Here is a 24152-nt window from a genome sequence, read left to right on the forward strand (position 1 = left end):
GATTGTCTGTTATCATTGTTTTTATCATAATTTATACAGGCATCTGTGTAGTAAGCACGAAAAGCCTGAATAGTACGATGGATATGTTAACAGACGAAATATCTCCGGATGACGGCCGGTTTCCGGAATTTAACGAGATGAACCCGCCTCCGGATGGAGGGTTTGCACCTTTTATCACAGAGGAGACCCCTTTCAGCACCCGCTTTTTTACAGTTAGGTTTGATCTTTTGGGGCATTTTGTCTCAGCGGATGTGGAATTTATTGCCTCTGTCACCGCTGACGCCGCGCAGGAGTACGCCGGCCAGGCTATGGGCTCAGGAAAGGAGCGCGGCTGGATCGACGGATACCGCTATAAAATATCTGATACATACATGGGGCAGATTGTAGTATTTGTTGACGGGACAATGAACCGCTCTTTTACAAGAATGCTCTTATTGACAGTGGGAATTGTCCTGCTGTTCAGCCTTGTACTGATCCTTCTTCTGATCATTCTGTTTTCTAAACGGAGCGTTAGGCCCATTGCGGAGAGCTATGAAAAGCAGAAACAATTTATTACAGACGCAAATCACGAGCTGAAAACGCCATTGACACTGATTCTTGCCAATTTGGACATTATAGAGGCAGATATCGGAAAGAACGAATGGCTGGATGATATTCGTGCTGAGGGTGAACGGATGAATGCCCTTGTGAAACAACTTGTGATGCTCACCCGCATGGATGAGGAAAAAACGGATGTCAATGTCAGCGCATTTTCACTCAGTGACGCCATTACCGATACGGTATCTGAGTTCAAGATGCTCGCGGAGGAAAAAGGAAAACCTATCTTTGCAGATGTGCAGCCAGGGATTACATATACTGGTGATGAGGCGGAAATACGGCGCGTGATTTCAATCCTATTGGATAACGCACTGAAGTACTGCGATAAGGGCGGGAGTATCTTCCTGGCCCTCACCGCCAAACGCCATCCTGTGATCTGTGTGGAAAATACATGCGCAGAGGTGGATCACATAGAACTTGATAGGCTGTTTGACCGATTCTACCGGGCGGACAAGGCCCGAACTTTTACAGGCGGTTTCGGAATTGGCCTTTCCATTGCCAAAGCCGCCGTGGAAAAGCATCGCGGGGAAATTTGCGCATACAAAAAAGGTCATGATCTCATCGGTTTCCGTATTGTCTTAAAATAGCATACTGATATTATGCATCATAGGGAAGCGTTTTCAAAACGGAAACGCTTCTTTTTTTGAACTAGAAATTTCCTTTAGGCTGTCTTTAGCCCCGCCTTTTATAATGAACGAGATTCAAAGGTGTAAGGAGGAAATATCATGAGTACGACCCAAAAATTATCTAAAGCGGAACGCAGAAACCGCCATATCCGCATCGGGATATGTATTGCCGCCATTGCCGTTCTGCTGCTGATTGCTGCGGTTCTTTTTCTTCAAAAGCAGGTACGCCAGAATTTTGCTTCAGGAGAACGGGAGGTTTTAAGAGCTGAGGTCAGCACCGGCAGCATCAGCGCCACTGTTTCTGGTTCAGGTGCGCTTGTAAGCGATGGGATCAGGGAGGTGACTGTCCCGGCCGGCGTGGAAATTAAAAAGGTTTATGTGGAAGCGGGCGTATCTGTGGGAGAAGGCGACATTCTGGCTTCCGTAGACACAGCTTCCGTTCTGTCGGCATTATCGGACACACAAAAAAATCTGGACGAGTTGGATCAACAGCTTGCGGATGTCAGCGGCAAGGAAGTGGATTCCACCATTAAGACCGCTATGAAAGGCCGCGTAAAAGCGATCTTTGTGGAGGAAGGCGACGATGTTTCCTCTGTCATGTATGAGAACGGTGCGCTCCTTCTGTTGTCTCTGGACGGATATATGGCCGTGGATCTGGAATCCACTGCGTACAGTGTGGGAGATACAATGACAGTGACTGCATCGGACGGAACGGCCTATACAGGGACAGTGGAAAAGGTAACGGCTGAAAAAACAACGGTTTTGATTCAAGATGACGGGCCGGCCTATCAGGATACGGTAACTGTTGGAGACTCCGGCAGCGGGAAGCTGTATATCCATGAGCCGTTAAAAATTACGGGCTATGCCGGAACTGTTGAGTCTATAAAGGTAACAGAAAACAGCGCTGTTAGTGAGGCTTCTGCGCTGCTTACATTGACCGGCACCTCCTATTCCGCAAATTATGACAGTATCCTGGAGCAGCGGGAGACTTTAGAGGAAACACTGCAGGTACTTGTGAATCTCTATCAAGACGGAGCAATTCTCGCGCCAATTTCAGGAAGTATCGACAGCGTATCTTACAACCAGGATTCTTCGGAGACCCATACACAGTCCGATTCCGGATATGGAAGCAATGCGGTTCCCACCGAAACTGCGGCTGTTTCTGCACCGGAAGAAGAATCCGTGCTGCTTGCCATTGATCCGGAAAAAAGCATGACCGTTTCCATCAGCGTAGATGAAACGGATGTGCTCTCTTTGGCAGTGGGGCAGGAGGTATCCGTTACCGTGGAATCCATTGGAGATGATACATACACCGGTACGGTGACGGAAATTGATACGTCTGCGGCATCCAGTTCCGGCGGTGTAACAACTTATACGGCTACCATCACCTTAGACAGAGCGGATAGAATGCTGGCCGGCATGACGGCTTCCGCGTCTATTGTGATTGAAGGTGTGGATAATGCGCTGCTTCTTCCGGATGACGCTGTTCGGAAAACCAGTTCCTCTGCCTACGTGTATACTTCTTATGACGAATCCACCGGAGAGCTTGACGGTATGACGGAAGTGACAGTCGGCCTATCCAATGGCAGTTATGTGGAGATATTGGAGGGGCTGAAAGAAGGCGATACAGTGTATTATACGGAATCACAGGATAACGGTCTCGGTAACTTTAACTTTGGCGGCGGAATGCCTGGGGGCGGAATGTCCGGCGGCAGTATGCCTGGGGGCGGTATGCCAAGCGGCGGGAATATGCCGGATAACATACCAGGCGGTTCAGGCGGAATGAACTTTCCCGGAAATTAAGGAGGAGGACAGCATGATCGACTTAAAGAACGTTTCCCGGATCTATCAGATCGGTTCCGGGAAGGTATTCGCACTGAACAAAGCAACGCTTCATATCGATGAAGGGGAGTTTGTCAGTATTATCGGTCCTTCCGGAAGCGGGAAATCCACGCTGATGAATATCATCGGCTGTCTGGATACAGCGGATTCCGGCACCTACCTTTTGGACGATATTCCCATTGAAGCTTATACGGAGACTGAACTCGCCAAAATACGTAACCGGAAAATCGGATTTGTGTTTCAAAGCTTTAATCTGATCCATAAGCTGACAGCTGAGGAAAATGTGGAGCTGCCCCTGATTTACCAGGGCATTGGCAAAGCGGAGCGAAAATCCCGCGTCGCGGAGGCGCTTGAACGGGTCGATCTGACAAAACGGTCGCGCCATCTTCCTTCGGAGCTCTCCGGGGGCCAGCAGCAGCGGGTAGCCATTGCAAGAGCGATTGTCACAAGACCGTCGCTGATATTAGGAGATGAGCCCACGGGTAATCTGGATTCTAAAACCACGGAGGAGATCATGGATATTTTTCATGAGCTGCATGCCCACGGCAATACCATCGTTCTCATCACTCACGATCAGGAGATCGCGGAGCAGGCTTCACGGATCGTACATATCCGTGATGGAAAGCTGTCGGAGGTGAGCGTATGATTCAGTCATTTAAAATGGCGCTAAAATCCATAGCCGGGAACAAATTCCGGGCGTTCTTAACGATGCTGGGGATTATCATCGGCGTCATGGCGCTGGTCATCCTGGTAAGTTTGGTCAGCGGAGCTACCGGATCGGTTACGGACTCTATTTCCAGCTTGGGCAATAACCTGCTCTCAGTGACGATCTCTGATGACAAAGGGGCGCCGGTCAAGCTTCAGACGCTGAATGAGTGGATGGAGAAAGACGGGATTGGACTCATCGCACCGTCAGGCGAAACCAGCGTGACGGGGAGATATGAGGGCAACAGCAGCTCTGTTACTGTATATGGAACCACCCCTGCTTATGAAACGGTCAACGGCCTTTCTCTCTTATTGGGAAGGTTCATCAAATCCTCCGATGTGGATAGCCATACGAATGTGGCGGTCATCAACGAAACGGCAGCAACGGAACTTATTGGGTATACGGACTGCATCGGGGAAGAAGTGTCGCTGGACGGCGTTAAGTTTACCGTTGTTGGCCTGCTGGAAGATGACGAGAACTCTCTGACGGCCGTTTTTGGCAGCGGTTCCATGGTTGCTTATATCCCGTATACATCGCTGATGCGCCTGTCTTCTGAGGTATCGTCCGACATTACCAGCTTTTCTGTCAGCGCCGAAACAGACATGGCAGCGGCAGAGACTGCTATGACATCGCTTTTGATGGAGCGGTTTGACCAGGACGATGATGCGTTTACGGTATCTTCACAGGATGTGCTGGAGGACGCTATGAGCAGCGTAACCTCTGTCTTAATGATCCTGCTGGGCAGCATCGCGGGGATCTCCCTGATCGTCGGTGGGATTGGCATTATGAATATCATGCTTGTTACCGTAACGGAGCGGACGCGGGAAATCGGCATCCGCAAAGCAATCGGCGCAGGGAGAAAGGTCATCCTGCAGCAATTCCTTCTGGAATCGGTTGTCCTTTGCATGTTTGGCTGTGCCATTGGCGTGTTCCTGTCATGGGCGGTGCTTCGGATTCTTTCAGTAGTTGTATCCAGTCTCAGTATGTCGTTTTCTCTGGAATGGAATGTAGTGCTGATCGCCGTGGGCTTCTGCTTTATGATTGGAATCATGTTCGGGCTGTATCCGGCAAATAAAGCTGCGAAGATGGCGCCTATCGACGCACTCCACTACGGTGGTTAAATGGAGGTGAATAAACCAATGAATAAAAAAGCAATATCCTCTTCCAGAAAAAGAAGAGGAATCGTCTGCATCATCCTCATGGTATTTTTTATGCTCATATTGATTGCTGATTTATTAAATCTCGCCCTGACTCCCGCAGCGGGCGCAATGGATTTTTCTGAATTTGATCCATCCTCAATTCCCTCCTTTAACGGGAGCGGAGAAACACCCAACGGACAGTTCTCCATGCCGGAAGATTTTTCGATGCCGGAAGGCGGATTTAACTTCCCGGGCGGCAATACGGAAGACTTCTCATTAAACGGCCAGCAGCCTTTTGGCGGTGGGAATAGTTTCTTGTCTCTTGTCCGCAGAGCATGGCTCCCGATTTTGATCGTCTGCCTGCTGGGCGGCGGGAGCTGCCTGTTCTTGTATATCCGTATTAGAAAGAAATCATCTGCCGGGGCGCAGCGGCTTATTGCGGATCCAAAAGAAGGCCCGGAGGATGACGAGGATGTAAAGAAGAAGAAAAAGGGAGGCTGGATTCTCCCGGCGTGTCTTGTAATTGCTGTCGCAGCGGTGATTGCGTCGCTGCCTCTCCGAAATTCTGATACAGACGCTGTGTACGCAGACAAACAGGTGGTATCCGGTACAGCGGAGAAAGGCACGATATCTACTGTGATCTCCGGGACAGGAACGCTGACAGATGAGACGTCTGAACGGGTCAGCATTCCTGACAGCGTTACTCTGACAGCTTATCATGTGAACAACGGCGACACGGTTGCGGCGGGGGATATTCTGGCTTCCGTCAATAAGGCTTCGGTAGGTGTTGCTATCGCGGAACTTCAAGGGATAATAGATGAGCTTGACGCGGATCTGGACGCAGCCGCTGAAGAAAACGCTGCTGCTTCGATTACGGCTGCTGTGGGCGGAAGAGTTAAATTGATTTACGCGCAGGAAGATGCGGGCGTTTTGGATACCGTATCCGAGCATGGATGCCTGATGCTGCTTTCGCTGGATGGCCTTATGGCTGTAAATCTGGAAGTTACAGATGGCGCTTCCGTAGGTGATACGGTTAAAGTCATTCTTCCTGACGGGGCGGAGGAAAACGGACGTGTTTCGGCAAATGAAGACGGAATTTTGACTGTTACGATTTCCGATGAATCGGGAAACTGCGGCGATTCGGTATCCGTATGGAGGGAAGATGGAGGACAGCTTGGCGAAGGCAGCCTGTATATACACAGCGAATTGAAAATCACCGGGTATTATGGGAAGATTTCTTCCGTGCCGGTGGAGGTAAATACTTATGTGGATGAGGGCGACACCCTTTTAACGCTCAGCGATGTAGGGCATACAAGCACTTATCAAAGTCTTCTGAACCGAAGAAGAGCGCTGGAGGATCAGATGGATTCCCTGTTTCTGCTTTATCAGGACGGATATCTCTATGCCGAATCGGATGGAACCGTGTCCGGAATTCCCGAAGACAGTGCGGTTATCCAGGAATCGTCAGTTTCCTTTACTGGTTTTATGACCCGCCCCGAGCAAAGCGCTGTGCAAGCGAGGCTGCTCTCCAATTCACCAACAGGAGAAGATGATTCCGTACTGCAGAATTTTGCTGCAAAAGTTGTTTCATCCGGCAAAGAAAGCGTTGAGTTCTCCGTATCCTCAGCTGCAATCGGAGCGTTGGATTATACGAATCTTTCCGGGCTGTCAGGAGAAGATTATGAGTATACGGGTTCCTATTCCTGTGAAGGAGCCGACTTGGTTTATGCGTATCAGGACGGGATATGGAAAACAATCAGCGCATCGAAGCTTGTTCCCGGTGAATTTTGTGTTATTACCGTTCAGGCCGGTACAGCGGGATCCATGACTCCGGTCTGGATAGTGTGCAGTCGTGCTGCCGGTGAAAATGAAGATTCTCAGGAACCTACTGACCCTCAGGAACCCACTGACCCTCAGGAACCTACTGACCCTCAGGAACCTACTGACCCTCAGGAACCTACTGACCCTCAGGAACCTACTGACCCTCAGGAACCCGCCGACCCTCAGGGACCTACTGCCCCACAGAAGCCTGCCGATCCGATGAGTCCTTCAGATCCGGGAATATCTGCATTTCCTTCTCAGGGGAGCGGCGGCTCTTTTCCCTCCGGTTCAGGTTCTTTCCCGTCAGGTTCTGCAGAGTCTCCCTCTTTCTCGGGCGAAGCAGGCGAAACCCAGCAAGAGAAGGAAAACGAAGAAAAAATTTACGAACAGTACAGTCTGGCAGAAAAGCAGGTGCTTTCTATCACATCACAGGAGAGTATGAGCATCACGATCAGCGTGGATGAGCTCGATATCCTTTCTATACAGGAAGATCTGCCCGTAAAGATTACGCTGGAGGCGCTGAAAGGGCAGGAATTCACCGGCGCCATCACCGGGATTGGAAGGACCGGCTCCAATGAAGGCAGCAATACAAAATATAGTGTAACTGTATCGCTTCCGAAAGAAAAAAATCTGATTGCCGGGATGAACGCTGCCGTCAAGATCACAACGGCAGAGAGCGAGGCGGCCGCTGCAATTCCCGCGGCGGCTTTGGAAGAAAGAGACGGGAAAACCTATGTCTATACGAGCTACGATGAGAAAAAGGACGCTTTGGGAGGTCTTGTGGAAGTGAAAACCGGGGTTTCTGACGGGATATTAGTGGAAATTGTATCCGGTATAGAAACCGGAAGCAATGTGTTTTACCGCTATGCGGATACACTGACTTACAACTTCTTTTCTGCGATTGAAAAATGATGGAATTCTGCCTTTTGATCGTAACACATACAGGCAGGGCCTGACAGCGGTATACCGCTTCGGCCCTGCCTGTATGTGAACAATATTCGTTAAAATAATTATTTCAGCGTTTGGCGCTTCCGGGTTCCCTGATCATTTGGGCGATAATATCCTGTGTATATGCGCCCAGGAATTTCTTTTGGTCTTTTTCCAGTTCTGAGATAATAATTGGCTTTCCGAACTCCACGGTGACTTCAGCCCTGCGGATAAAAGGAACATGGGCTTCAAAAATGTCCGCCGTATGGTGGAAGGCCACCGGAATAATAGGGCATTTTCCTTTTTCTGCAATTTTCAGGGAACCTTCGTGGAAAGGAAGCATGGAGCCTTCTTCATTCCGGTTCCGGGTGCCTTCCGGGAAAATCCAGATGGAAATTCCTTTCTTAACATACTCAATTCCCTTGAGGATTGTTTTCATACCTTCTTTGATATCTTTGCGGTCCAGGAACAGGCAGTACAGCATTTTCATCCATAAAGACAGGAGCGGAATCTTCTCCATTTCTTTTTTTGCCACAAAGCCTGTAAGGCCGGGGACGAGTGTGTAACCGATCACAATATCAAAATAGCTGCGGTGGTTGCCGACATAGAGCACAGCCTGGTCTGTGGGAACATTTTCCTTCCCTAAAACGGTGACTTTGGTGCCGGACAAAAACAGGATGACGCGGAATACGCCTTTGATCAGAGCCAGAGAGCTGCGGTCCTTCAGGGGCTTATTAAACTTACCGATCATCCACTCGATCAGCTGCAGCAGTATTCCCACAAGCAGATATACAATTACTGCAATCAGCACGAGAATTAATCGTATCATTTTATTTTTCCTCCGTATTGTTATAATATAATTGCAAACCGTTAAAGAAAGTATATCATGTTCCAATGCCCTCTGGCAATTATTAAATTTGCAAAATAGCAAAAAGAACCATTGACTTTTGGACCGGTATGCGAGTACAATATAAAAGGTTGATTTGGAGGGCGTTTGAATGAGAAAAAAATCACATGTGTCTCTGGGGCGTTATCTGGCGTATGATATGGACTGCGCAGAACTGTTCCGCCACCGGAAGGCATTTATTTTGGGAAATGTTTTACCTGACTGTAAACCTTCCTTTGTTACAACAAAACACGAATTTGAAGAGACAGCGGCTGCCGTGTTCGGCGCCATCGAACGGCTGGTGCTGCTGGATGAAAAATATGAAGAAAATGACAGGGCGTTTTGCAGAGACCTCGGGCAGGTGATCCATTACCTGGCAGATTATTTTACATATCCTCACAATGCTCATTTTAAGGGGAATCTGAAAGACCATTGCATGTATGAAAAACAACTGAAGAACCAGTTGGGCGCATATATCCGCGGAGGTTATCAGGCCGAGGCTTTTCCCCAATTGGCTGAGGTGCATACCCCCGGTTCACTTTGCCAGTATATCAGGAAGATGCATGAGGAATACTGCAGGCTTCCCGCCAGTGTGGAGCTGGACTGCCAGTATATTATAACAGTATGCTATCAGGTAGCTGCAATGGTGATGGAACTTTCATACCAGCAGAGGAGGATGCGCTATCCTGTGGGAGTTATGGTTTAAATACTGTCCATGAATTTTTAAATTTTATATCGTGAAAGGAACGCCGCAGCCTCTGGAGGCTGCGGCGTTCCTGTATGATGAATTATTCTTTAGAGGATGTGTCCTGCAGTGCGAGGTATCCTTCTTCACCGGTACGGATTTTTACCACGTTTTCTATATCGTAAACGAATACTTTTCCGTCTCCGATATTACCGGTATAAAGCACTTTCTTGGCTGTATCAATAACTGTCTGTACAGGGACCAGACTGACTACAATTTCAATTTTTACTTTAGGAAGCAGGTTCATGTTCATCTCAACGCCCCGGTAATAAGCGGAGGAGCCTTTCTGTATGCCGCAGCCCATGACGTTGGTGATTGTGATTCCGGTTACCCCGATATTATTCATGGCCTGCATGAACTCATCCAGTTTATTCTGGCGGGTGATGATAACTACTTTTGTCAGTTTATGGATTTCAGATTTTACCGCTTTGGTTGATTCTGCGGGTGCAGATGCCGCGGAAACCGGCGCGGCAGATTCAGGGGTTTTGAAGCCCATGGGAGTGGGGACAGACGGAAGGGCGTCCTGTACCATGAATCCCGCATAGCTGCTGTCAAGTCCATGCTCCATGACATCCAGCCCGGCGATTTCCTCTTCAGCGGAGACTCGCAGGCCGATGGTATGCTTGAGAACCTGGAACACGATGGTCATGACGACCGCCACCCAGGCGATGACGGATACGGTGCCCAGCGCCTGAATTCCCAGCTGCTGGAACCCGCCGCCTGTAAAAAGTCCCAGATGCGCTGTGCCCGCTCCGTCGGAAAACAGGCCTACGCAGAGAGTGCCCAGCGCGCCGCAGAGGCCGTGTACGCCGATTGCACCCACCGGGTCGTCGATTTTGGCTACTTTATCAATAAATTCAATGCCGAATACAACTGCAAAACCGGCAATGATTCCTATGATGGCCGAAGAAGCGGGAGAAACGGTATCGCAGCCTGCCGTTATGGCCACCAGGCCTGCCAGAACGCCATTTAATGACATGGATACATCCGGCTTTTTATAACGGACCCAGGTGATAATCATGACTGTAATGGCGGCTACTGCTGCTGCCAGGTTTGTGGTTACAAATATTTTGCCTGCGGATACAATTGCCTCGCCCTCCATGCTGACAGTGGAGGCGCCGTTGAAACCAAACCAGCAAAACCAGAGAATAAAGACGCCCAGTGCGCCGATGGTCAGGTTGTGGCCGGGAATTGCTTTGGGCTTTCCGCTTTTATCGTACTTGCCGATACGGGGTCCCAGGATCTTTGCGCCCACCAGTGCGGCGACTCCGCCTACCATATGTACGGCGCAGGAGCCGGCGAAGTCATGGAATCCCATCTCAGCCAGCCAGCCGCCTCCCCAGATCCAATGGCCGGAAATGGGATACACAAAGAGACTGATCAGAAGGCTGTATATGCAGTAGGAAATAAATTTTGTGCGCTCAGCCATGGCTCCGGAAACGATAGTGGCCGCTGTGGCGCAGAAAACTGTCTGGAAGATCAGGAACGCCCAGAAGGGAACGCCGGCCGGAAGCATTCCGGCCCCATAATTTGCCTCAGAGGCGATGCCTCCGATGGTGCCCACGATACTGCTTCCGGCTCCGAACATCAGGCCGAATCCTACCAGCCAGAACACCGGAGTGCCGATGCAGAAATCCATCAGATTCTTCATAATAATGTTACCGGCATTTTTGGCTCTTGTAAAACCGGCCTCCACCATAGCAAAGCCTGCCTGCATGAAAAATACCAGAGCGGCGCCTACCAGCACCCAGATTGTGTTTACCGAAGAAAATTCACCCATTTTTCATATCCTCCTATTAAAAAAATCGGAAATACAGTTATGGCCGTCTGGAATCCCGGGCATTCGCAGCAGCCAAGGGGGCTGTACCGGCAAACCGGTACAGAAGTATAAAGAAAAGGCGCCTTAGAACGAAAATTCATTCTAAAGCGCCTGTGCTTTATATTCCCTTAGTATACACAAAAAAAGCCGGTTGTCAATGACTTTCTTAAAAAAATGAAAATTTGGGGTTGACAAATGTACGCGAGAGAAAGATAATAGGGGAGTGCTATTTACAACTTAATGTGTTAAAGGATAGCTGGCAAAGGCGCCGGATACAGACTGCGGAGGAACCGTACGGGTCTGTTTCTGGCGCTTGTTTTATTCCACAGGAAAAGAGTTCCTGTGAAATAAAACCGCTCCGCGAGCGGGATTCTTTTTTAAGAAAGGATGAAGACGATGAAGACAAAAACAGAAGGAAATCCTGGCCAGGGTCTTTACCGCCCCGAGTTTGAACACGATAACTGCGGAATCGGCGCGGTTGTCAATATGAAAGGCAGGAAAAGCCATGACACTGTTGCCGGCGCGCTGAAAATCGTAGAGAATCTGGAACACCGTGCGGGAAAGGATGCGGAAGGAAAGACAGGCGACGGAGTGGGGATTCTGCTGCAGATTTCTCACAGGTTTTTTCGGAAAGTATGCGGGGAAGCGGGAATTGAAATCGGTGAAGAGCGGGAATACGGAATTGCTCAGCTGTTTTTTCCGCAAAATGAGCTGGCCCGCAATCAGGCGAAGAAGATGTTTGAGATTATTATTGAGAAGGAGGGGCTGGAGCTGGCCGGCTGGAGAATTGTACCGGTCCGTTCGGAAGTCCTGGGACATAAAGCCAGAGAATGTATGCCCTGCATTATGCAGGCGTTTATACTAAAACCTGCCGATGTGGAAAAGGGTCTGGAATTTGACCGCCGTCTGTATATTGCCCGGCGGGAATTTGAACAAAGCAATGATAATACTTATGTAGTGTCCATGAGCAGCCGTACCATTGTGTATAAGGGGATGTTTCTGGTGGGACAGCTGCGCACGTTTTTTGCTGATCTGCAGGATCCCTCCTATGATTCCGCTATTGCGCTGGTACATTCCAGATTCAGCACCAATACGGATCCCAGCTGGGAACGGGCGCATCCCAACCGCTTTATCGTACATAATGGAGAGATTAATACTATCCGGGGAAACGCGGATAAGATGCTGGCCAGAGAAGAAAATATGGAATCTCCCTATTTAAAAGATCAGATGCACAAGATTCTGCCAGTGATCAACCGGCGGGGGTCGGATTCCGCCATGCTGGACAATACGCTGGAATTTCTGGCGATGAGCGGGATGCCTCTGCCGTTGGCTGTGATGGTTACCATCCCGGAACCCTGGGCCAATAACGGAACAATTTCCCAGGAAGAGCGGGACTTTTATCAGTACTATGCCACCATGATGGAGCCCTGGGACGGCCCGGCTTCCATTTTGTTTTCAGACGGGGATGTAATGGGCGCCGTTCTGGACAGGAACGGCCTGCGCCCTTCCAGATATTATATCACTTCTGACGGAAATGTGATTCTTTCCTCGGAGGTGGGGGTGCTGCCGGTTCCGGAAGAGAAAATCATTCTTAAAGAACGCTTGCATCCGGGAAAAATGCTTTTGGTAGACACGGTACAGGGCAGGGTGCTGGACAACAAGGAGCTGAAAGAATACTATGCCGGACGCCAGCCTTACGGAGAATGGCTGGACAGCAATCTGTTGGAATTAAAAAATGTGAAAATTCCTAATAAACGTGTGGATTTTTATGAACCGGAGCAGCGGGCACGGCTTCAAAAAGCTTTTGGCTACACATATGAACAGTACCGTACCAGCATTTTGAATATGGCGCTGAACGGAGCGGAGAGCATTGGGGCGATGGGGGCGGATACGCCGCTGGCAGCGCTGTCTAAGGAACGAAGACCGCTGTTTGATTATTTTAAGCAGCTGTTTGCGCAGGTCACCAATCCTCCCATCGACGCAATACGGGAGGAGATAGTTACCAGCACCGCGGTATATGTGGGACGTGACGGCAATCTTCTGGAGGAGAGTCCGGAAAACTGCCATGTGCTGAAAATTAATAACCCGATTCTGACCAATACAGACATGCTGAAAATTAAAAATCTGGATCAGCCGGGGTTTCAGGTGGCGGTAGTTTCTACTATATACTATAAGAGCACAAAACTGGAACGGGCGATAGACCGGCTGTTTGTGGAAGTGGATAAGGCATATCGGGACGGCGCGAGCCTGCTGGTTTTGTCTGACCGCGGCGTGGATGAAAATCACATGCCAATCCCGTCTCTGCTGGCAGTTTCGGCAGTGCATCAGCATCTGGTCAAGACAAAAAAACGCACTTCTGTAGCCATTATCCTGGAGTCCGGCGAGCCCAGAGAGGTTCACCATTTTGCAGCGCTATTGGGGTACGGAGCCAGCGCCGTCAATCCTTACCTGGCTCTGGAGACCGTCCGGGAACTCATTGACACAGGCATGCTGAGTAAAGACTATTATGCGGCAGTGGACGATTATAATCACGCGGTGATCAGCGGCATCGTAAAAATTGCATCTAAGATGGGGATTTCCACCATACAGTCCTATCAGGGTTCCAAGATTTTTGAGGCAGTGGGTATTTCTGAGGAAGTGACAGAAAAATATTTTGCGGGAACTGTCAGCCGGGTAGGCGGAATTACCCTGGAAGATATTGCGCAGGATGTGGAACGCCTTCATTCAGAGGCATTTGACCCTCTGGGACTGGAAGTGGATCTGACGCTGGACAGCGTGGGCGCTCACAAGATGCGCAGCGGCAGGGAACAGCACCGGTTCAATCCCGCAGTCATCCACCTGCTTCAACAATCTTCCAGACTGGGGCGGTATGATCTGTTTCAGGAATATACCCGCCTGGTGGATGAAGAAAACAGCGGAAATCTCCGGGGCCTGCTGGACTTTGTCTACAGTGAAACTCCTGTCCCGCTGGAAGAGGTGGAGCCGGTGGAAGAAATTGTAAAGCGCTTTAAAACCGGAGCCATGTCTTTTGGCTCCATCTCTCAGGAGGCTCATGAGACCCTTGCCATCGCCATGAACCGACTGCAGGGTAAATCCAATACAGGAGAGGGCGGAGAAAGTGAGGAGCGCCTGGATTCCGCAGGGTCGGAAACAGACAGATGCTCCGCCATCAAGCAGGTGGCCAGCGGACGGTTCGGCGTCACCAGCCGTTATCTGGTCAGCGCAAAAGAAATCCAGATCAAAATGGCACAGGGTGCAAAACCCGGGGAAGGCGGGCATCTGCCGGCTAAAAAAGTCTATCCCTGGGTGGCGAAAACCCGTCACTCCACGCCGGGAGTCAGCCTGATTTCTCCGCCGCCTCACCACGATATCTACTCCATTGAGGATCTGGCCCAGTTGATTTATGATCTGAAAAATGCCAATACCATGGCGGATGTTTCAGTAAAACTGGTTTCCGAGGCTGGCGTGGGCACTGTGGCCGCTGGCGTAGCCAAAGCCGGCGCTCAGGTAATTCTGATCTCCGGCTATGACGGAGGCACAGGCGCCGCGCCCAGAAGTTCTATTCATAATGCGGGCCTGCCCTGGGAACTGGGGCTGGCAGAGACTCATCAGACATTGCTGATGAACGGCCTGAGGAACCGGGTTCGCATTGAGACAGACGGCAAACTGATGAGCGGACGGGACGTGGCTGTGGCGGCGCTGCTGGGAGCGGAGGAATTTGGCTTCGCCACCGCGCCATTGGTGACTTTGGGCTGCGTGATGATGCGGGTTTGCAACCTGGACACCTGTCCGGTGGGCATTGCCACGCAGAACCCGGAGCTGCGAAAACGTTTTCGGGGAAAACCTGAATATGTGGAGAATTTTATGCGTTTTATCGCACAGGAGCTTCGGGAATACATGGCAAAGCTGGGTCTGCGCACGGTAGATGAGATGGTCGGGCGTACTGATCTGTTAAAGATGTCGGAGAACGCAGCGTCAAAGGAGCCACACCAGGGAAAGCTGGATCTGGGAGCGATTCTGGATAATCCATATGCAGGGGCGGAAAATGTGACCTTCCGCCCCAAGGACGCCTATCATTTTAATCTGGAAAATACGCTGGATGTAAAAGTATTGTTGAAAAAATGCGGAGGCGCAGTGAAAAAGGGGGAAAAAACGGAACTACATCTGAAGGTAGGCAACACGGACCGGTCTTTTGGTACAATATTGGGTTCCGAGATTACCAGATACCATAAGGATGGCCTGCCGGAAGATACTGTGGTGATTCACTGCAAGGGGGCTGGCGGCCAGAGTTTCGGAGCTTTCATCCCCAGAGGGCTGACCCTGGAGCTGACAGGGGACAGCAATGACTACTTCGGGAAAGGGCTGTCCGGAGGCAAGCTGATTGTAAAAGTGCCGGAAAACGCGGGGTACCAGGCAGACGAGAATATTATCATCGGCAATGTGGCGCTGTACGGCGCCACCGGCGGAACCGCTTATATTAACGGCGTGGCCGGAGAGCGGTTTGCAGTCCGCAATTCAGGAGCCATCGCGGTGGTGGAAGGCGTGGGAGAGCATGGCTGCGAGTATATGACGGGCGGAAGGGTGGCAGTGCTGGGCCGCACCGGTAAAAATTTCGCGGCAGGAATGAGCGGCGGGATAGCCTATGTTCTGGATGAAAACAATGAGCTCTATAAAAATATGAATAAAGCCATGATTTCCATTGAAAAAATCAATAATAAATATGATGAAGAAGAACTAAGAGAAATGATAGAGGCCCATGTCAGGGCAACCGGCTCGAAAAAAGGAAAGGAGATCCTGGAAAATTATGCAGCTTACTTGCCCAGGTTTAAAAAATTGATTCCGAATGAGTATCAGAAGATGCTGCTGCTCAGCGCCAAACTTGAAGAAAAGGGATTGACGGCGGAGCAGGCACAGATGGAAGCGTTTTATGAGAGCGCCGGAGTTCAGCAGTGAGGAGGAAAAATGGGAAAGCCTACAGGATTTTTAGAATATAAAAGAGAGACATCCAAGGCGGAGGCTCCGCTGGAACGCATCCGCCATTTTCATGAATTCCATATGCCGCTGAGTACAGAGAAACAGAGGAGACAGGGAGCCAGATGTATGGCCTGCGGCGTACCTTTCTGCCAATCGGGAATGATGATCGGCGGGATGGCCTCCGGCTGTCCCCTGCATAATTTGGTGCCCGAGACAAATGACCTGGTTTATCTGGGAAACTGGAAGCAGGCCTACCGCCGTTTGGCCAGCACTCATTGCTTTCCGGAATTCACATCCAGGGTGTGTCCGGCCCTCTGCGAAGCGGCCTGTACCTGCGGTCTGGATGGGGAGCCGGTATCTACAAAAGAAAATGAGCGGGCAATCATTGAGATGGCTTTTGAAAAAGGATGGGTGGAGGCAAAACCGCCGGGAGTACGGACAGGAAAGAAAGTTGCTGTGGTAGGCAGCGGGCCGGCGGGACTGGCGGCTGCCATGCAGCTGAACCGCAGAGGACATCTTGTGACAGTATATGAACGAAATGACCGCCCGGGAGGCTTGCTGCGCTATGGGATTCCCAATATGAAGCTGGAAAAATCCGTGATTGACCGGCGCATAAAGCTGATGGAGCAGGAGGGCGTGAAATTTGTTCTGAATGCCAATGTAGGCGCGGAGATATCTGCCGGGGAATTGTTGAAAGATTTTGACAGGGTCATTCTGGCCTGCGGCGCTTCCAAACCCAGGGAAATACAGGTCCCGGGGAGAGAGGCGAAAGGAATCTATTTTGCCGTGGATTTTTTGAGCGCGGTTACGAAGGCATTGCTGGCCAGCAATTTTGAGAACCCGCCCTTTGAACTGGCAAAAGGCAAGAATGTGGTGGTAATCGGCGGCGGGGATACAGGAAATGACTGTGTGGGGACGGTTTTGCGCCTGGGCGCCGAATCCGTAGTCCAGCTGGAAATGATGCCAAAGCCCCCTGTTTCCAGAACAGAGGATAACCCATGGCCTGAGTGGCCGAAAGTGCTGAAAACAGATTACGGTCAGGAGGAAGCTGCTGCGGTATTTGGAAAAGACCCCAGGGTTTATCAGACTACGGTACAGGAATTTATTATGGGGAAAGAAGGCCAGGTGGTCCAGGTCAGGACCGTGAAACTGCGGCCGGAGAAAGACAAAGAAACAGGGAAAACCAGGATGGCCGCTGTGCCGGATTCAGAAGAAGTGATTCCGGCAGACCTGGTGCTGATTGCAGCAGGATTCCTGGGAACGGAACCTTATGTGGCAGAGGCGTTCGGGACAGAATTGGATATGCGCACCAATATCAGGACGGATGCGGAAAAATATGAGACTTCCGTACCGCGGGTATTTGCGGCGGGAGACGCCAGAAGGGGACAGTCTCTGGTGGTATGGGCAATTCGGGAAGGGAGAGAAGCTGCCCGGGCTGTGGACGAATCGCTGATGGGATACACCAATTTAATGTGATAAAAGGGCAAAATATCAATTGACAAATAAAAAATCCCCTGCTATAATGCTCCCATGAACAAAGGCGTTCTGAGGGAAGAATTTTTCCTGAAGTGCGCCTTTTTGTGATATGAGAAATTCATTAGTTCGGATAAGGAGAATGTGTGATGGCGGATTATACCAGAGACGATGTGCTGAAAATGGCGGAAGAGGAAGATGTGGAGTTCATTCGCCTGCAGTTTACCGACATGTTCGGTACGCTGAAGAATATTGCGATTACGGCCAAGGAGCTCCCCAAGGCTCTGAATCAGGAGTGTGTGGTGGATTGTGCGTTTATTCCGGGAGTTGACGGAGCGGAAGAGACGGATATGTATCTTTATCCGGATCCCAATACTTTTACAATTCTGCCCTGGCGTCCTCAGCAGGGAAAAGTGGCCCGGCTGATCTGCGATATCTACAGGCCTGACCGGACGCCTTACCAGCTCAGCTCCAGGTATTTGCTGCACAGGACGGCAGAGCGGGCCAGAGAACAGGGATACAGCTTTTATGTGAATCCTGAATGTGAATTTTTCCTGTTTCACACAGATGATAACGGCCTGCCCACCACGGTCAGCTATGAAGAGGCAGGTTATCTGGATCTCGGGCCTTTGGATTTCGGAGAAAATGCCCGGAGAGACATGGTGCTGACCCTGGAAGATATGGGCTATGAGATCAGTTCATCCCATCATGAAACCTCTCCGGCCCAGCATGAGATTGATTTTAACGGCGATATCGCGGAAAAAATGGCAGACCAGATCATGACGTTTAAGCTGGCGGTGCGCACTGTGGCAAAACGGCACGGCCTGCACGCGACTTTCATGCCAAAGCCCAGAGCGGACGGGAACGGGTCCGGCATGCATGTGAACATGTCGCTGTTCCGATACGGAAAAAATATATTTGCGGATCCCGGAGATCCGATGGGGCTCAGCAGAGAGGCCTACTACTTTATTGGCGGCCTGCTGGCCCACAGCCGGGAAATGGCGGCTGTCACGAACCCTCTTGTTAATTCTTACAAACGGCTGGTGCCCGGATATGAGGCCCCTACGGAAATCAGCTGGACCAAGAATAACCAGACTTCTTTGATTCGGGTTCCGATCTGCCGGGGGGAAGAGACAAAAATTGAACTTCGCAGTCCGGACGCAGCAGCCAATCCCTATCTGGTATTCGCTGCGTGTCTGGCGGCAGGATTGGACGGCATTGCCAGAAAAATTCAACCGGAAGCAGTGGGCGGGGAGGAAAATTTTCCCGCGAATCTCAGAGATGCGGTGGATGAGTTGGAAAAATCAGAATTTATGAAACAGATATTGGGCGAGGAGTTTTTCAGGGAATATATCTGCGCTAAACGCAGGGAATGGGAAACCTATACCAGACAGGTGACAGAGTGGGAGCTCAAAGAATATCTTTACCGAATCTGATGCTACGGCAACAGGAGGGAGTGATGGCGGATGGGCGGCAGCATCATCATTGCATTGGGGAACGCCGAATTTGCGCATTCGGTAGAGAAGGTTCTGATACGCTATGGCTTTACTGTATCTGCGGTTTGCACCACTGCAGCCGGAGCGCTGCTGGAGATTTCCCAGACAGACAGCGGCTTGGTGATTACAGAAGACTTTATGCCGGATATGCACTGCAGTGAATTTGCGGAATATCTGCCAAAATATTTTGAGATGCTCCTTCTGGAAAAAGCAGGGCATGTGGGAGAGCTGGAGAATGGAAGGATGGTTTTGCAGCGGCCGGTAAAGGTGGCTGATCTGGTTAATACGGTTTCCATGATGCTGACGCAGCTGGAGCGGCAGAAAAAAAGGGATAAGAAAAAACCGGCTCCCCGTTCATGGAAAGAAAAGAATTACATCGACAACGCGAAGATGCTGCTGATGGAACGCCATCAAATGAGCGAAGAAGAGGCATTTCGTTATATCCAAAAATCCAGCATGGATTCGGGAACCAATATGGCGGAAACTGCCCAGATGATATTGATGCTGATGATAGAATAAGGTTCGGAGGCGCTGTATGGAATTTGTGGAAGGAATTAATAAGAAAGAAATTTGCGGCCTGAAAGAGATGCTGCAAAAGGAATTGCCTGCTTCTGTACAGACAGAGGGGGCGGTGCACAGCGTCAGAGATATGGGAGACGTTATTTTTATCATTCTGCGCAGCCGCGAAGGGCTGTTTCAGGTGGTCTGTGAAAATGAACAGTGGGAAACTCTGCCTGAAAAAATAAGGGAGGGGATGGCCGTCCGGGTGAACGGACAGCTGAGAGAAGAGAAGCGGGCGCCTCACGGAAGAGAGCTGGCCCTGAAGCAGGCGGAGATATTATCTGTGCCGGAAACTCCGCTGCCTCTGGCAATTGACAAATGGAAGCTCTCCGCATCGCTGGAAGCGAAGCTGAACATGCGGGCGCTGTCCTTGCGCAACCCGAGGGAACGGGCCGCATTCCGGGTGCAGGAGGGCCTTACCAGAGCTTTCCGTGACTTTTTAAACAGGCAGGGATTTACGGAAATCCACACGCCCAAAATTGGCGCCAGGGGAGCCGAGGGAGGAGCTAATATGTTCCGCCTGGAATATTTTCACCAGCCGGCCGTGCTGGCCCAGAGCCCCCAGTTCTATAAACAGATCATGGCAGGGGTGTTTGACCGGGTCTTTGAAACAGGTCCTGTGTTCCGGGCGGAAAAACATAATACGAAACGTCACTTAAACGAATATACAAGCCTGGATTTTGAGATGGGTTATATTGACGGTTTTGAAGAAGTGATGGAAACGGAGACCGGGTATCTGCAGTATGCTATGGAATTTCTGAAAGAGCATTATCAGGAGGAGCTGGACCGGCTGAGCCTGAAGCTGCCGGCCGCAGACAGAATTCCCAGGGTCAGGTTTACTGAAGCGAAAAGGCTGGTTTCGGAAAAGTACGGCAGAAGCATTAGAAATCCCCATGATTTAGAGCCGGAAGAAGAACAGCTGATCAGCAGATATTTTCTGGAAGAATACGGAGCGGAGTTTGTGTTTGTCACCCATTATCCGTCTAAAAAACGGCCCTTTTATGCCATGGATGATCCGGAAGATCCACGGTATACGCTGAGCTTTGATTTGCTTTTCCGGGGGGTGGAAGTGACCACCGGAGGACAGAGGATTCATGATTACAAGGCGCTGACGCGCAAGATCGCGGACAGGGGGATGACAGAAGAAGGGCTGGAATTCTATCTGGATGCCTTTCGATATGGAATGCCCCCTCACGGGGGCCTGGGGATCGGCCTGGAGCGCCTTACCATGCAGCTTCTGGGAGCGGAAAATGTGCGGGAGGCCTGCCTGTTCCCCAGGGATATGAATCGCCTGACGCCGTAAGGAGAGAAGAATGACTCATATAATTGATGATGAAATATTGGATAATGTCTGTACGCTTGCGCAACTGAACTTATCTCCGAAAGAACGGGAAGGTGCGAAGGCAGAGATGCAGAAAATGCTGGATTTTGTGGAAAAGCTGGAAGAGCTGGATACGGAGGGAGTAGAGCCCATGTCCCATGTTTTTCCTTTGCGGAACGTGTTCCGGGAGGACGAGGTCAGAAATGGAGACAGAAGAGAGGAGATGCTGGCGAATGCTCCGAAGAAAAAGGACGGCCAGTTTCAGGTGCCAAAAACAGTAGAATAGCAGGAGGCGTGAAATGGAGCTGGGAAAACACAGCGCTCTGGAGCTGGCGGATCTGATCAGAAGGCGTCAGATCAGCGTTACAGAAGCGGTAAAAGATACGCTGGATCAGATTGACAGGCAGGAAAAAGAAATCCACGCCTACCTGTATATTGATAAAAAGAATGCTTTGGCCCGGGCAAAACAGGTGGAGAAGAAGATTGCGGCCGGGGATATGAAAGGCCCTTTGGCGGGAGTGCCTGTGGCGGTGAAGGATAATATATGTATGAAGGGGGGCAAGACTACCTGCGCTTCTAAAATATTGGAGAATTTTGTAGCTCCCTATAACGCCCATGTGATCGACCGGCTGGAGCAGGCCGGTATGGTGATTCTAGGAAAAACCAATATGGATGAGTTTGCGATGGGGAGCACCACCGAAACATCCGCATACGGCGTGACGCGCAATCCCTGGAATACCGGAAGAGTTCCCGGCGGTTCTTCCGGAGGCTCCTGCGCGGCGGTGGCGGCAGGGGAAGCTTTTCTTGCGCTGGGTTCTGATACGGGGGGATCTATCCGCCAGCCCAGTGCATTCTGCGGAGTCACCGGATTGAAACCGACCTATGGAACGGTATCGCGGTACGGGCTGGTGGCCTATGCCTCGTCATTGGACCAGATCGGCCCAATCGGAAAAAATACGGCAGACTGCGCGGCGTTTCTGGAGGTTCTTTCCGGCCATGATGAAAAGGACAGCACTTCTGTAAAGAGGGAGGATCTGGATTTTTCTTCTGCTCTGGGGAAAGAGGTTCGGGGAATGCGTATCGGCGTTCCAAAAGAATTTATCGGGCAAGGTCTGCAGCCTGCGGTGCGCCAGGCATTTATGGATGCCATGAAGGCTTTCAGCGGGATGGGCGCGTCAGTAGAGTTCTTGAGTTTAAAAACAGTGGACTATATGATTCCGGCCTATTATCTGATTGCCAGCGCCGAAGCGAGTTCTAATCTGGAACGGTTTGACGGAGTGAAATACGGGCGCCGGGCCGCAGACTGCGCCGGGCTGCATGATATGTACCGTAAGACCAGGACGGAAGGATTCGGTCCGGAGGTAAAACGGCGCATCATGCTGGGGAGTTTTGTGCTCAGCTCAGGATACTATGAGGCATATTATCTGAAAGCGCTGAAAACCAGAGCCCTCATCCGGCAGGACTTTGACCGGGCGTTCGCGGATTTTGACGTGCTGCTGGCTCCTGCCGCGCCGTTCACGGCTCCGGAGATTGGGAGCAGCCTTCGTGACCCGCTGGCTATGTATCTGGGAGATATCCATACGGTAGCGGCAAATCTGTGCGGTCTGCCCGCGCTGAGCCTGCCCTGCGGAAGAGATGAATCGGGGCTGCCTATAGGGCTGCAGATCATCGGGGACTGTTTTCAGGAGAAAAAAATCCTGCGGGCTGCCTCGGCTTTTGAAGCCTGCAGAGGGGCGTTTTCCATGGCATGGGAAAAGGAGGCGGACTGAATATGAAGCAGTATGAAACGGTGATCGGCCTGGAGGTCCATGTGGAACTGGCTACCAGGACAAAAATTTTCTGCGGCTGTTCCACTGCTTTTGGAGGGGAACCCAACACCCATACCTGCCCTGTCTGCGCCGGGCTGCCGGGTTCTTTGCCGGTTCTGAATAAAAAAGTGGTGGAATTTGCTCTGGCGGCGGGGCTGGCTGCTCACTGTGAAATCCATCGGCTGACCAAGTTTGACAGAAAAAATTATTTTTATCCGGATAATCCCCAGAACTACCAGATTTCCCAGCTATATGTGCCCATTTGCCACGACGGATGGCTGGAGATTGAAACCGGGGCAGGAAAAAAGAAGATCCGTATCCATGAGATGCATATGGAAGAAGACGCGGGGAAGCTGATTCACGATGAGTGGGAGGACTGCTCTCTGGTGGACTATAACCGCAGCGGCGTGCCTTTAATTGAGATTGTATCGGAACCGGATATGCGCAGCGCGGAGGAAGTGATCGCTTACCTGGAAAAACTGCGGTACACGCTGCAATATCTGGGAGTATCTGACTGCAAGCTGCAGGAAGGTTCCATGCGGGCGGATGTAAATCTTTCTGTTCGGGAGGCGGGCAGCCGGGAACTGGGCACAAGAACGGAAATGAAAAACCTGAATTCTTTTAAAGCCATTTCCAGGGCCATAGAGGGGGAGCGCAGACGCCAGATCGAATTGCTGGAGGCAGAGAAACCGGTACAGCAGGAAACCAGGCGCTGGGATGACAATAAAGAATATTCTTATGCCATGCGTTCCAAAGAGGACGCCAAAGATTACCGGTATTTCCCCGATCCCGACCTGCCGCCGGTGGAAATTTCCGAAGATTGGATCAGAGATATACGAAGCAGGCAGCCTGAATTGCGGGATGAGAAGATGCCGCGCTATCAGGCGGAATACCGGCTGTCCGCCTATGAGGCGGGAATTCTTACAGATTCCCGTCATTTGGCCGGACTGTTTGAGGAGACAGCGAAGGCCTGCAAAAGCCCGAAAAAGGCGGCTAATTGGTTTCTGGGAGAAGTGCTTCGGCTGCAGAAAGAGGACGGACTTGACCCGGAGCAGGTTTGTTTTTTACCAGAATATCTGGCGGCCCTGATTCAGAGCTTGGATGATGGAAAGATCAGCGCGCAGAATGCCAAGCTGGTATTTGAAAAAGTATTTCGGGAGAATATAGAGCCGCTGGCCTATATAGAGGAGCACGGGCTGAAAATTGTGGAGGATTCCGGCGCTCTGGAAGCTGCGGTGCGGGAAGCGCTGGCGGCAAATCCGGGACCTTTTTCCGAGCTGAAAGGCGGTAAAGAAAAGGTCTATGGATTCTTTGTAGGCCAGGTCATGCAGCGGATGAAAGGGAAGGCAAATCCCGCCGGCGTCCGGCAGATGCTGGAAAAAATTGTGAAGGAATCGTGAGTTCTGTGCAA

The 24152-nt window shown here is 50.8% G+C and carries 16 protein-coding genes; 14 read left to right on the forward strand and 2 right to left on the reverse strand.

Annotated elements, in window-relative coordinates:
• The first annotated feature begins 77 nt into the window (after positions 1–77).
• The 5 genes from EV209_RS09165 to EV209_RS09185 all read left to right on the forward strand — a co-directional run bounded on the left by EV209_RS09165 (position 78) and on the right by EV209_RS09185 (position 7643).
• Positions 78–1184: a sensor histidine kinase gene (locus EV209_RS09165; protein WP_243647560.1), complete on the forward strand. Its 1107-nt coding sequence runs from the start codon at positions 78–80 to the stop codon at positions 1182–1184.
• A gap of 138 nt (positions 1185–1322) precedes the next feature.
• Positions 1323–3026, forward strand: a complete 1704-nt coding sequence (locus EV209_RS09170) for an efflux RND transporter periplasmic adaptor subunit (protein WP_130435156.1) — start codon at positions 1323–1325, stop codon at positions 3024–3026.
• Positions 3027–3039: 13 nt separating this feature from the next.
• A complete protein-coding gene (locus EV209_RS09175; RefSeq protein ID WP_130435157.1) occupies positions 3040–3711 on the forward strand; it encodes an ABC transporter ATP-binding protein in 672 nt (223 codons plus the stop codon).
• Positions 3708–4892: an ABC transporter permease gene (locus EV209_RS09180; RefSeq protein WP_130435158.1), complete on the forward strand. Its 1185-nt coding sequence runs from the start codon at positions 3708–3710 to the stop codon at positions 4890–4892. The genes EV209_RS09175 and EV209_RS09180 overlap by 4 nt, the downstream gene beginning before the upstream one ends.
• 18 nt (positions 4893–4910) lie before the next feature.
• A complete protein-coding gene (locus EV209_RS09185; RefSeq protein ID WP_130435159.1) occupies positions 4911–7643 on the forward strand; it encodes an efflux RND transporter periplasmic adaptor subunit in 2733 nt (910 codons plus the stop codon).
• Between the two features lie 103 nt (positions 7644–7746).
• Here EV209_RS09185 and EV209_RS09190 read toward each other — a convergent pair whose 3' ends face one another.
• Positions 7747–8487, reverse strand: coding sequence for a lysophospholipid acyltransferase family protein (locus EV209_RS09190; RefSeq protein WP_130435160.1), 741 nt, complete (start codon positions 8485–8487; stop codon positions 7747–7749).
• A gap of 169 nt (positions 8488–8656) precedes the next feature.
• Here EV209_RS09190 and EV209_RS09195 point away from each other — a divergent pair, with 169 nt between their 5' ends.
• Positions 8657–9250, forward strand: a complete 594-nt coding sequence (locus EV209_RS09195; protein ID WP_130435161.1) for a zinc dependent phospholipase C family protein — start codon at positions 8657–8659, stop codon at positions 9248–9250.
• Positions 9251–9332: 82 nt separating this feature from the next.
• Here the strand turns inward: EV209_RS09195 and EV209_RS09200 are convergent, their stop codons facing one another.
• Positions 9333–11069: an ammonium transporter gene (locus EV209_RS09200; protein ID WP_130435162.1), complete on the reverse strand. Its 1737-nt coding sequence runs from the start codon at positions 11067–11069 to the stop codon at positions 9333–9335.
• Between the two features lie 435 nt (positions 11070–11504).
• Between EV209_RS09200 and gltB the strand changes: the two genes are divergently transcribed.
• The 8 genes from gltB (at position 11505) to gatB (ending at position 24141) form a co-directional block, all read left to right on the forward strand.
• Complete coding sequence (gene gltB, locus EV209_RS09205; RefSeq protein ID WP_130435163.1) at positions 11505–16061, forward strand: glutamate synthase large subunit; 4557 nt, start codon at positions 11505–11507, stop codon at positions 16059–16061.
• 9 nt (positions 16062–16070) lie between these two features.
• A complete protein-coding gene (locus EV209_RS09210; protein ID WP_130435164.1) occupies positions 16071–17558 on the forward strand; it encodes a glutamate synthase subunit beta in 1488 nt (495 codons plus the stop codon).
• 146 nt (positions 17559–17704) lie between these two features.
• Positions 17705–18991: a type I glutamate--ammonia ligase gene (glnA, locus tag EV209_RS09215; protein ID WP_130435165.1), complete on the forward strand. Its 1287-nt coding sequence runs from the start codon at positions 17705–17707 to the stop codon at positions 18989–18991.
• Positions 18992–19021: 30 nt separating this feature from the next.
• Entirely contained in the window at positions 19022–19570 is a 549-nt protein-coding gene (locus tag EV209_RS09220; RefSeq protein WP_130435166.1) for an ANTAR domain-containing response regulator, read from the forward strand.
• 16 nt (positions 19571–19586) lie between these two features.
• The gene (aspS, locus tag EV209_RS09225) at positions 19587–20915 is read left to right on the forward strand and encodes an aspartate--tRNA(Asn) ligase (RefSeq protein WP_130435167.1); all 1329 of its coding nucleotides are present in this window, start codon (positions 19587–19589) and stop codon (positions 20913–20915) included.
• A gap of 10 nt (positions 20916–20925) precedes the next feature.
• Positions 20926–21219: an Asp-tRNA(Asn)/Glu-tRNA(Gln) amidotransferase subunit GatC gene (gene gatC, locus EV209_RS09230; protein ID WP_130435168.1), complete on the forward strand. Its 294-nt coding sequence runs from the start codon at positions 20926–20928 to the stop codon at positions 21217–21219.
• Positions 21220–21232: 13 nt separating this feature from the next.
• On the forward strand, positions 21233–22702 hold the full coding sequence (gatA, locus tag EV209_RS09235; RefSeq protein WP_130435169.1) for an Asp-tRNA(Asn)/Glu-tRNA(Gln) amidotransferase subunit GatA: 1470 nt from the start codon (positions 21233–21235) through the stop codon (positions 22700–22702).
• A 2-nt stretch (positions 22703–22704) separates the two neighbouring features.
• A complete protein-coding gene (gatB, locus tag EV209_RS09240) occupies positions 22705–24141 on the forward strand; it encodes an Asp-tRNA(Asn)/Glu-tRNA(Gln) amidotransferase subunit GatB (RefSeq protein WP_130435170.1) in 1437 nt (478 codons plus the stop codon).
• The last annotated feature ends 11 nt before the right edge of the window (positions 24142–24152 follow it).

The sequence above is a fragment of the Cuneatibacter caecimuris genome, from assembly GCF_004216775.1.
GTDB lineage: Bacteria > Bacillota > Clostridia > Lachnospirales > Lachnospiraceae > Cuneatibacter > Cuneatibacter caecimuris.

Bases quoted from the DNA above. Each gene is read 5' to 3' on its own strand.
- EV209_RS09165 (WP_243647560.1), top strand. From the start codon at position 78: ATGGATATGTTAACAGACGAAATATCTCCGGATGACGGCCGGTTTCCG.
- EV209_RS09170 (WP_130435156.1), top strand. From the start codon at position 1,323: ATGAGTACGACCCAAAAATTATCTAAAGCGGAACGCAGAAACCGCCAT.
- EV209_RS09175 (WP_130435157.1), top strand. From the start codon at position 3,040: ATGATCGACTTAAAGAACGTTTCCCGGATCTATCAGATCGGTTCCGGG.
- EV209_RS09180 (WP_130435158.1), top strand. From the start codon at position 3,708: ATGATTCAGTCATTTAAAATGGCGCTAAAATCCATAGCCGGGAACAAA.
- EV209_RS09185 (WP_130435159.1), top strand. From the start codon at position 4,911: ATGAATAAAAAAGCAATATCCTCTTCCAGAAAAAGAAGAGGAATCGTC.
- EV209_RS09190 (WP_130435160.1), bottom strand. From the start codon at position 8,487: ATGATACGATTAATTCTCGTGCTGATTGCAGTAATTGTATATCTGCTT.
- EV209_RS09195 (WP_130435161.1), top strand. From the start codon at position 8,657: ATGAGAAAAAAATCACATGTGTCTCTGGGGCGTTATCTGGCGTATGAT.
- EV209_RS09200 (WP_130435162.1), bottom strand. From the start codon at position 11,069: ATGGGTGAATTTTCTTCGGTAAACACAATCTGGGTGCTGGTAGGCGCC.
- gltB (WP_130435163.1), top strand. From the start codon at position 11,505: ATGAAGACAAAAACAGAAGGAAATCCTGGCCAGGGTCTTTACCGCCCC.
- EV209_RS09210 (WP_130435164.1), top strand. From the start codon at position 16,071: ATGGGAAAGCCTACAGGATTTTTAGAATATAAAAGAGAGACATCCAAG.
- glnA (WP_130435165.1), top strand. From the start codon at position 17,705: ATGGCGGATTATACCAGAGACGATGTGCTGAAAATGGCGGAAGAGGAA.
- EV209_RS09220 (WP_130435166.1), top strand. From the start codon at position 19,022: ATGGGCGGCAGCATCATCATTGCATTGGGGAACGCCGAATTTGCGCAT.
- aspS (WP_130435167.1), top strand. From the start codon at position 19,587: ATGGAATTTGTGGAAGGAATTAATAAGAAAGAAATTTGCGGCCTGAAA.
- gatC (WP_130435168.1), top strand. From the start codon at position 20,926: ATGACTCATATAATTGATGATGAAATATTGGATAATGTCTGTACGCTT.
- gatA (WP_130435169.1), top strand. From the start codon at position 21,233: ATGGAGCTGGGAAAACACAGCGCTCTGGAGCTGGCGGATCTGATCAGA.
- gatB (WP_130435170.1), top strand. From the start codon at position 22,705: ATGAAGCAGTATGAAACGGTGATCGGCCTGGAGGTCCATGTGGAACTG.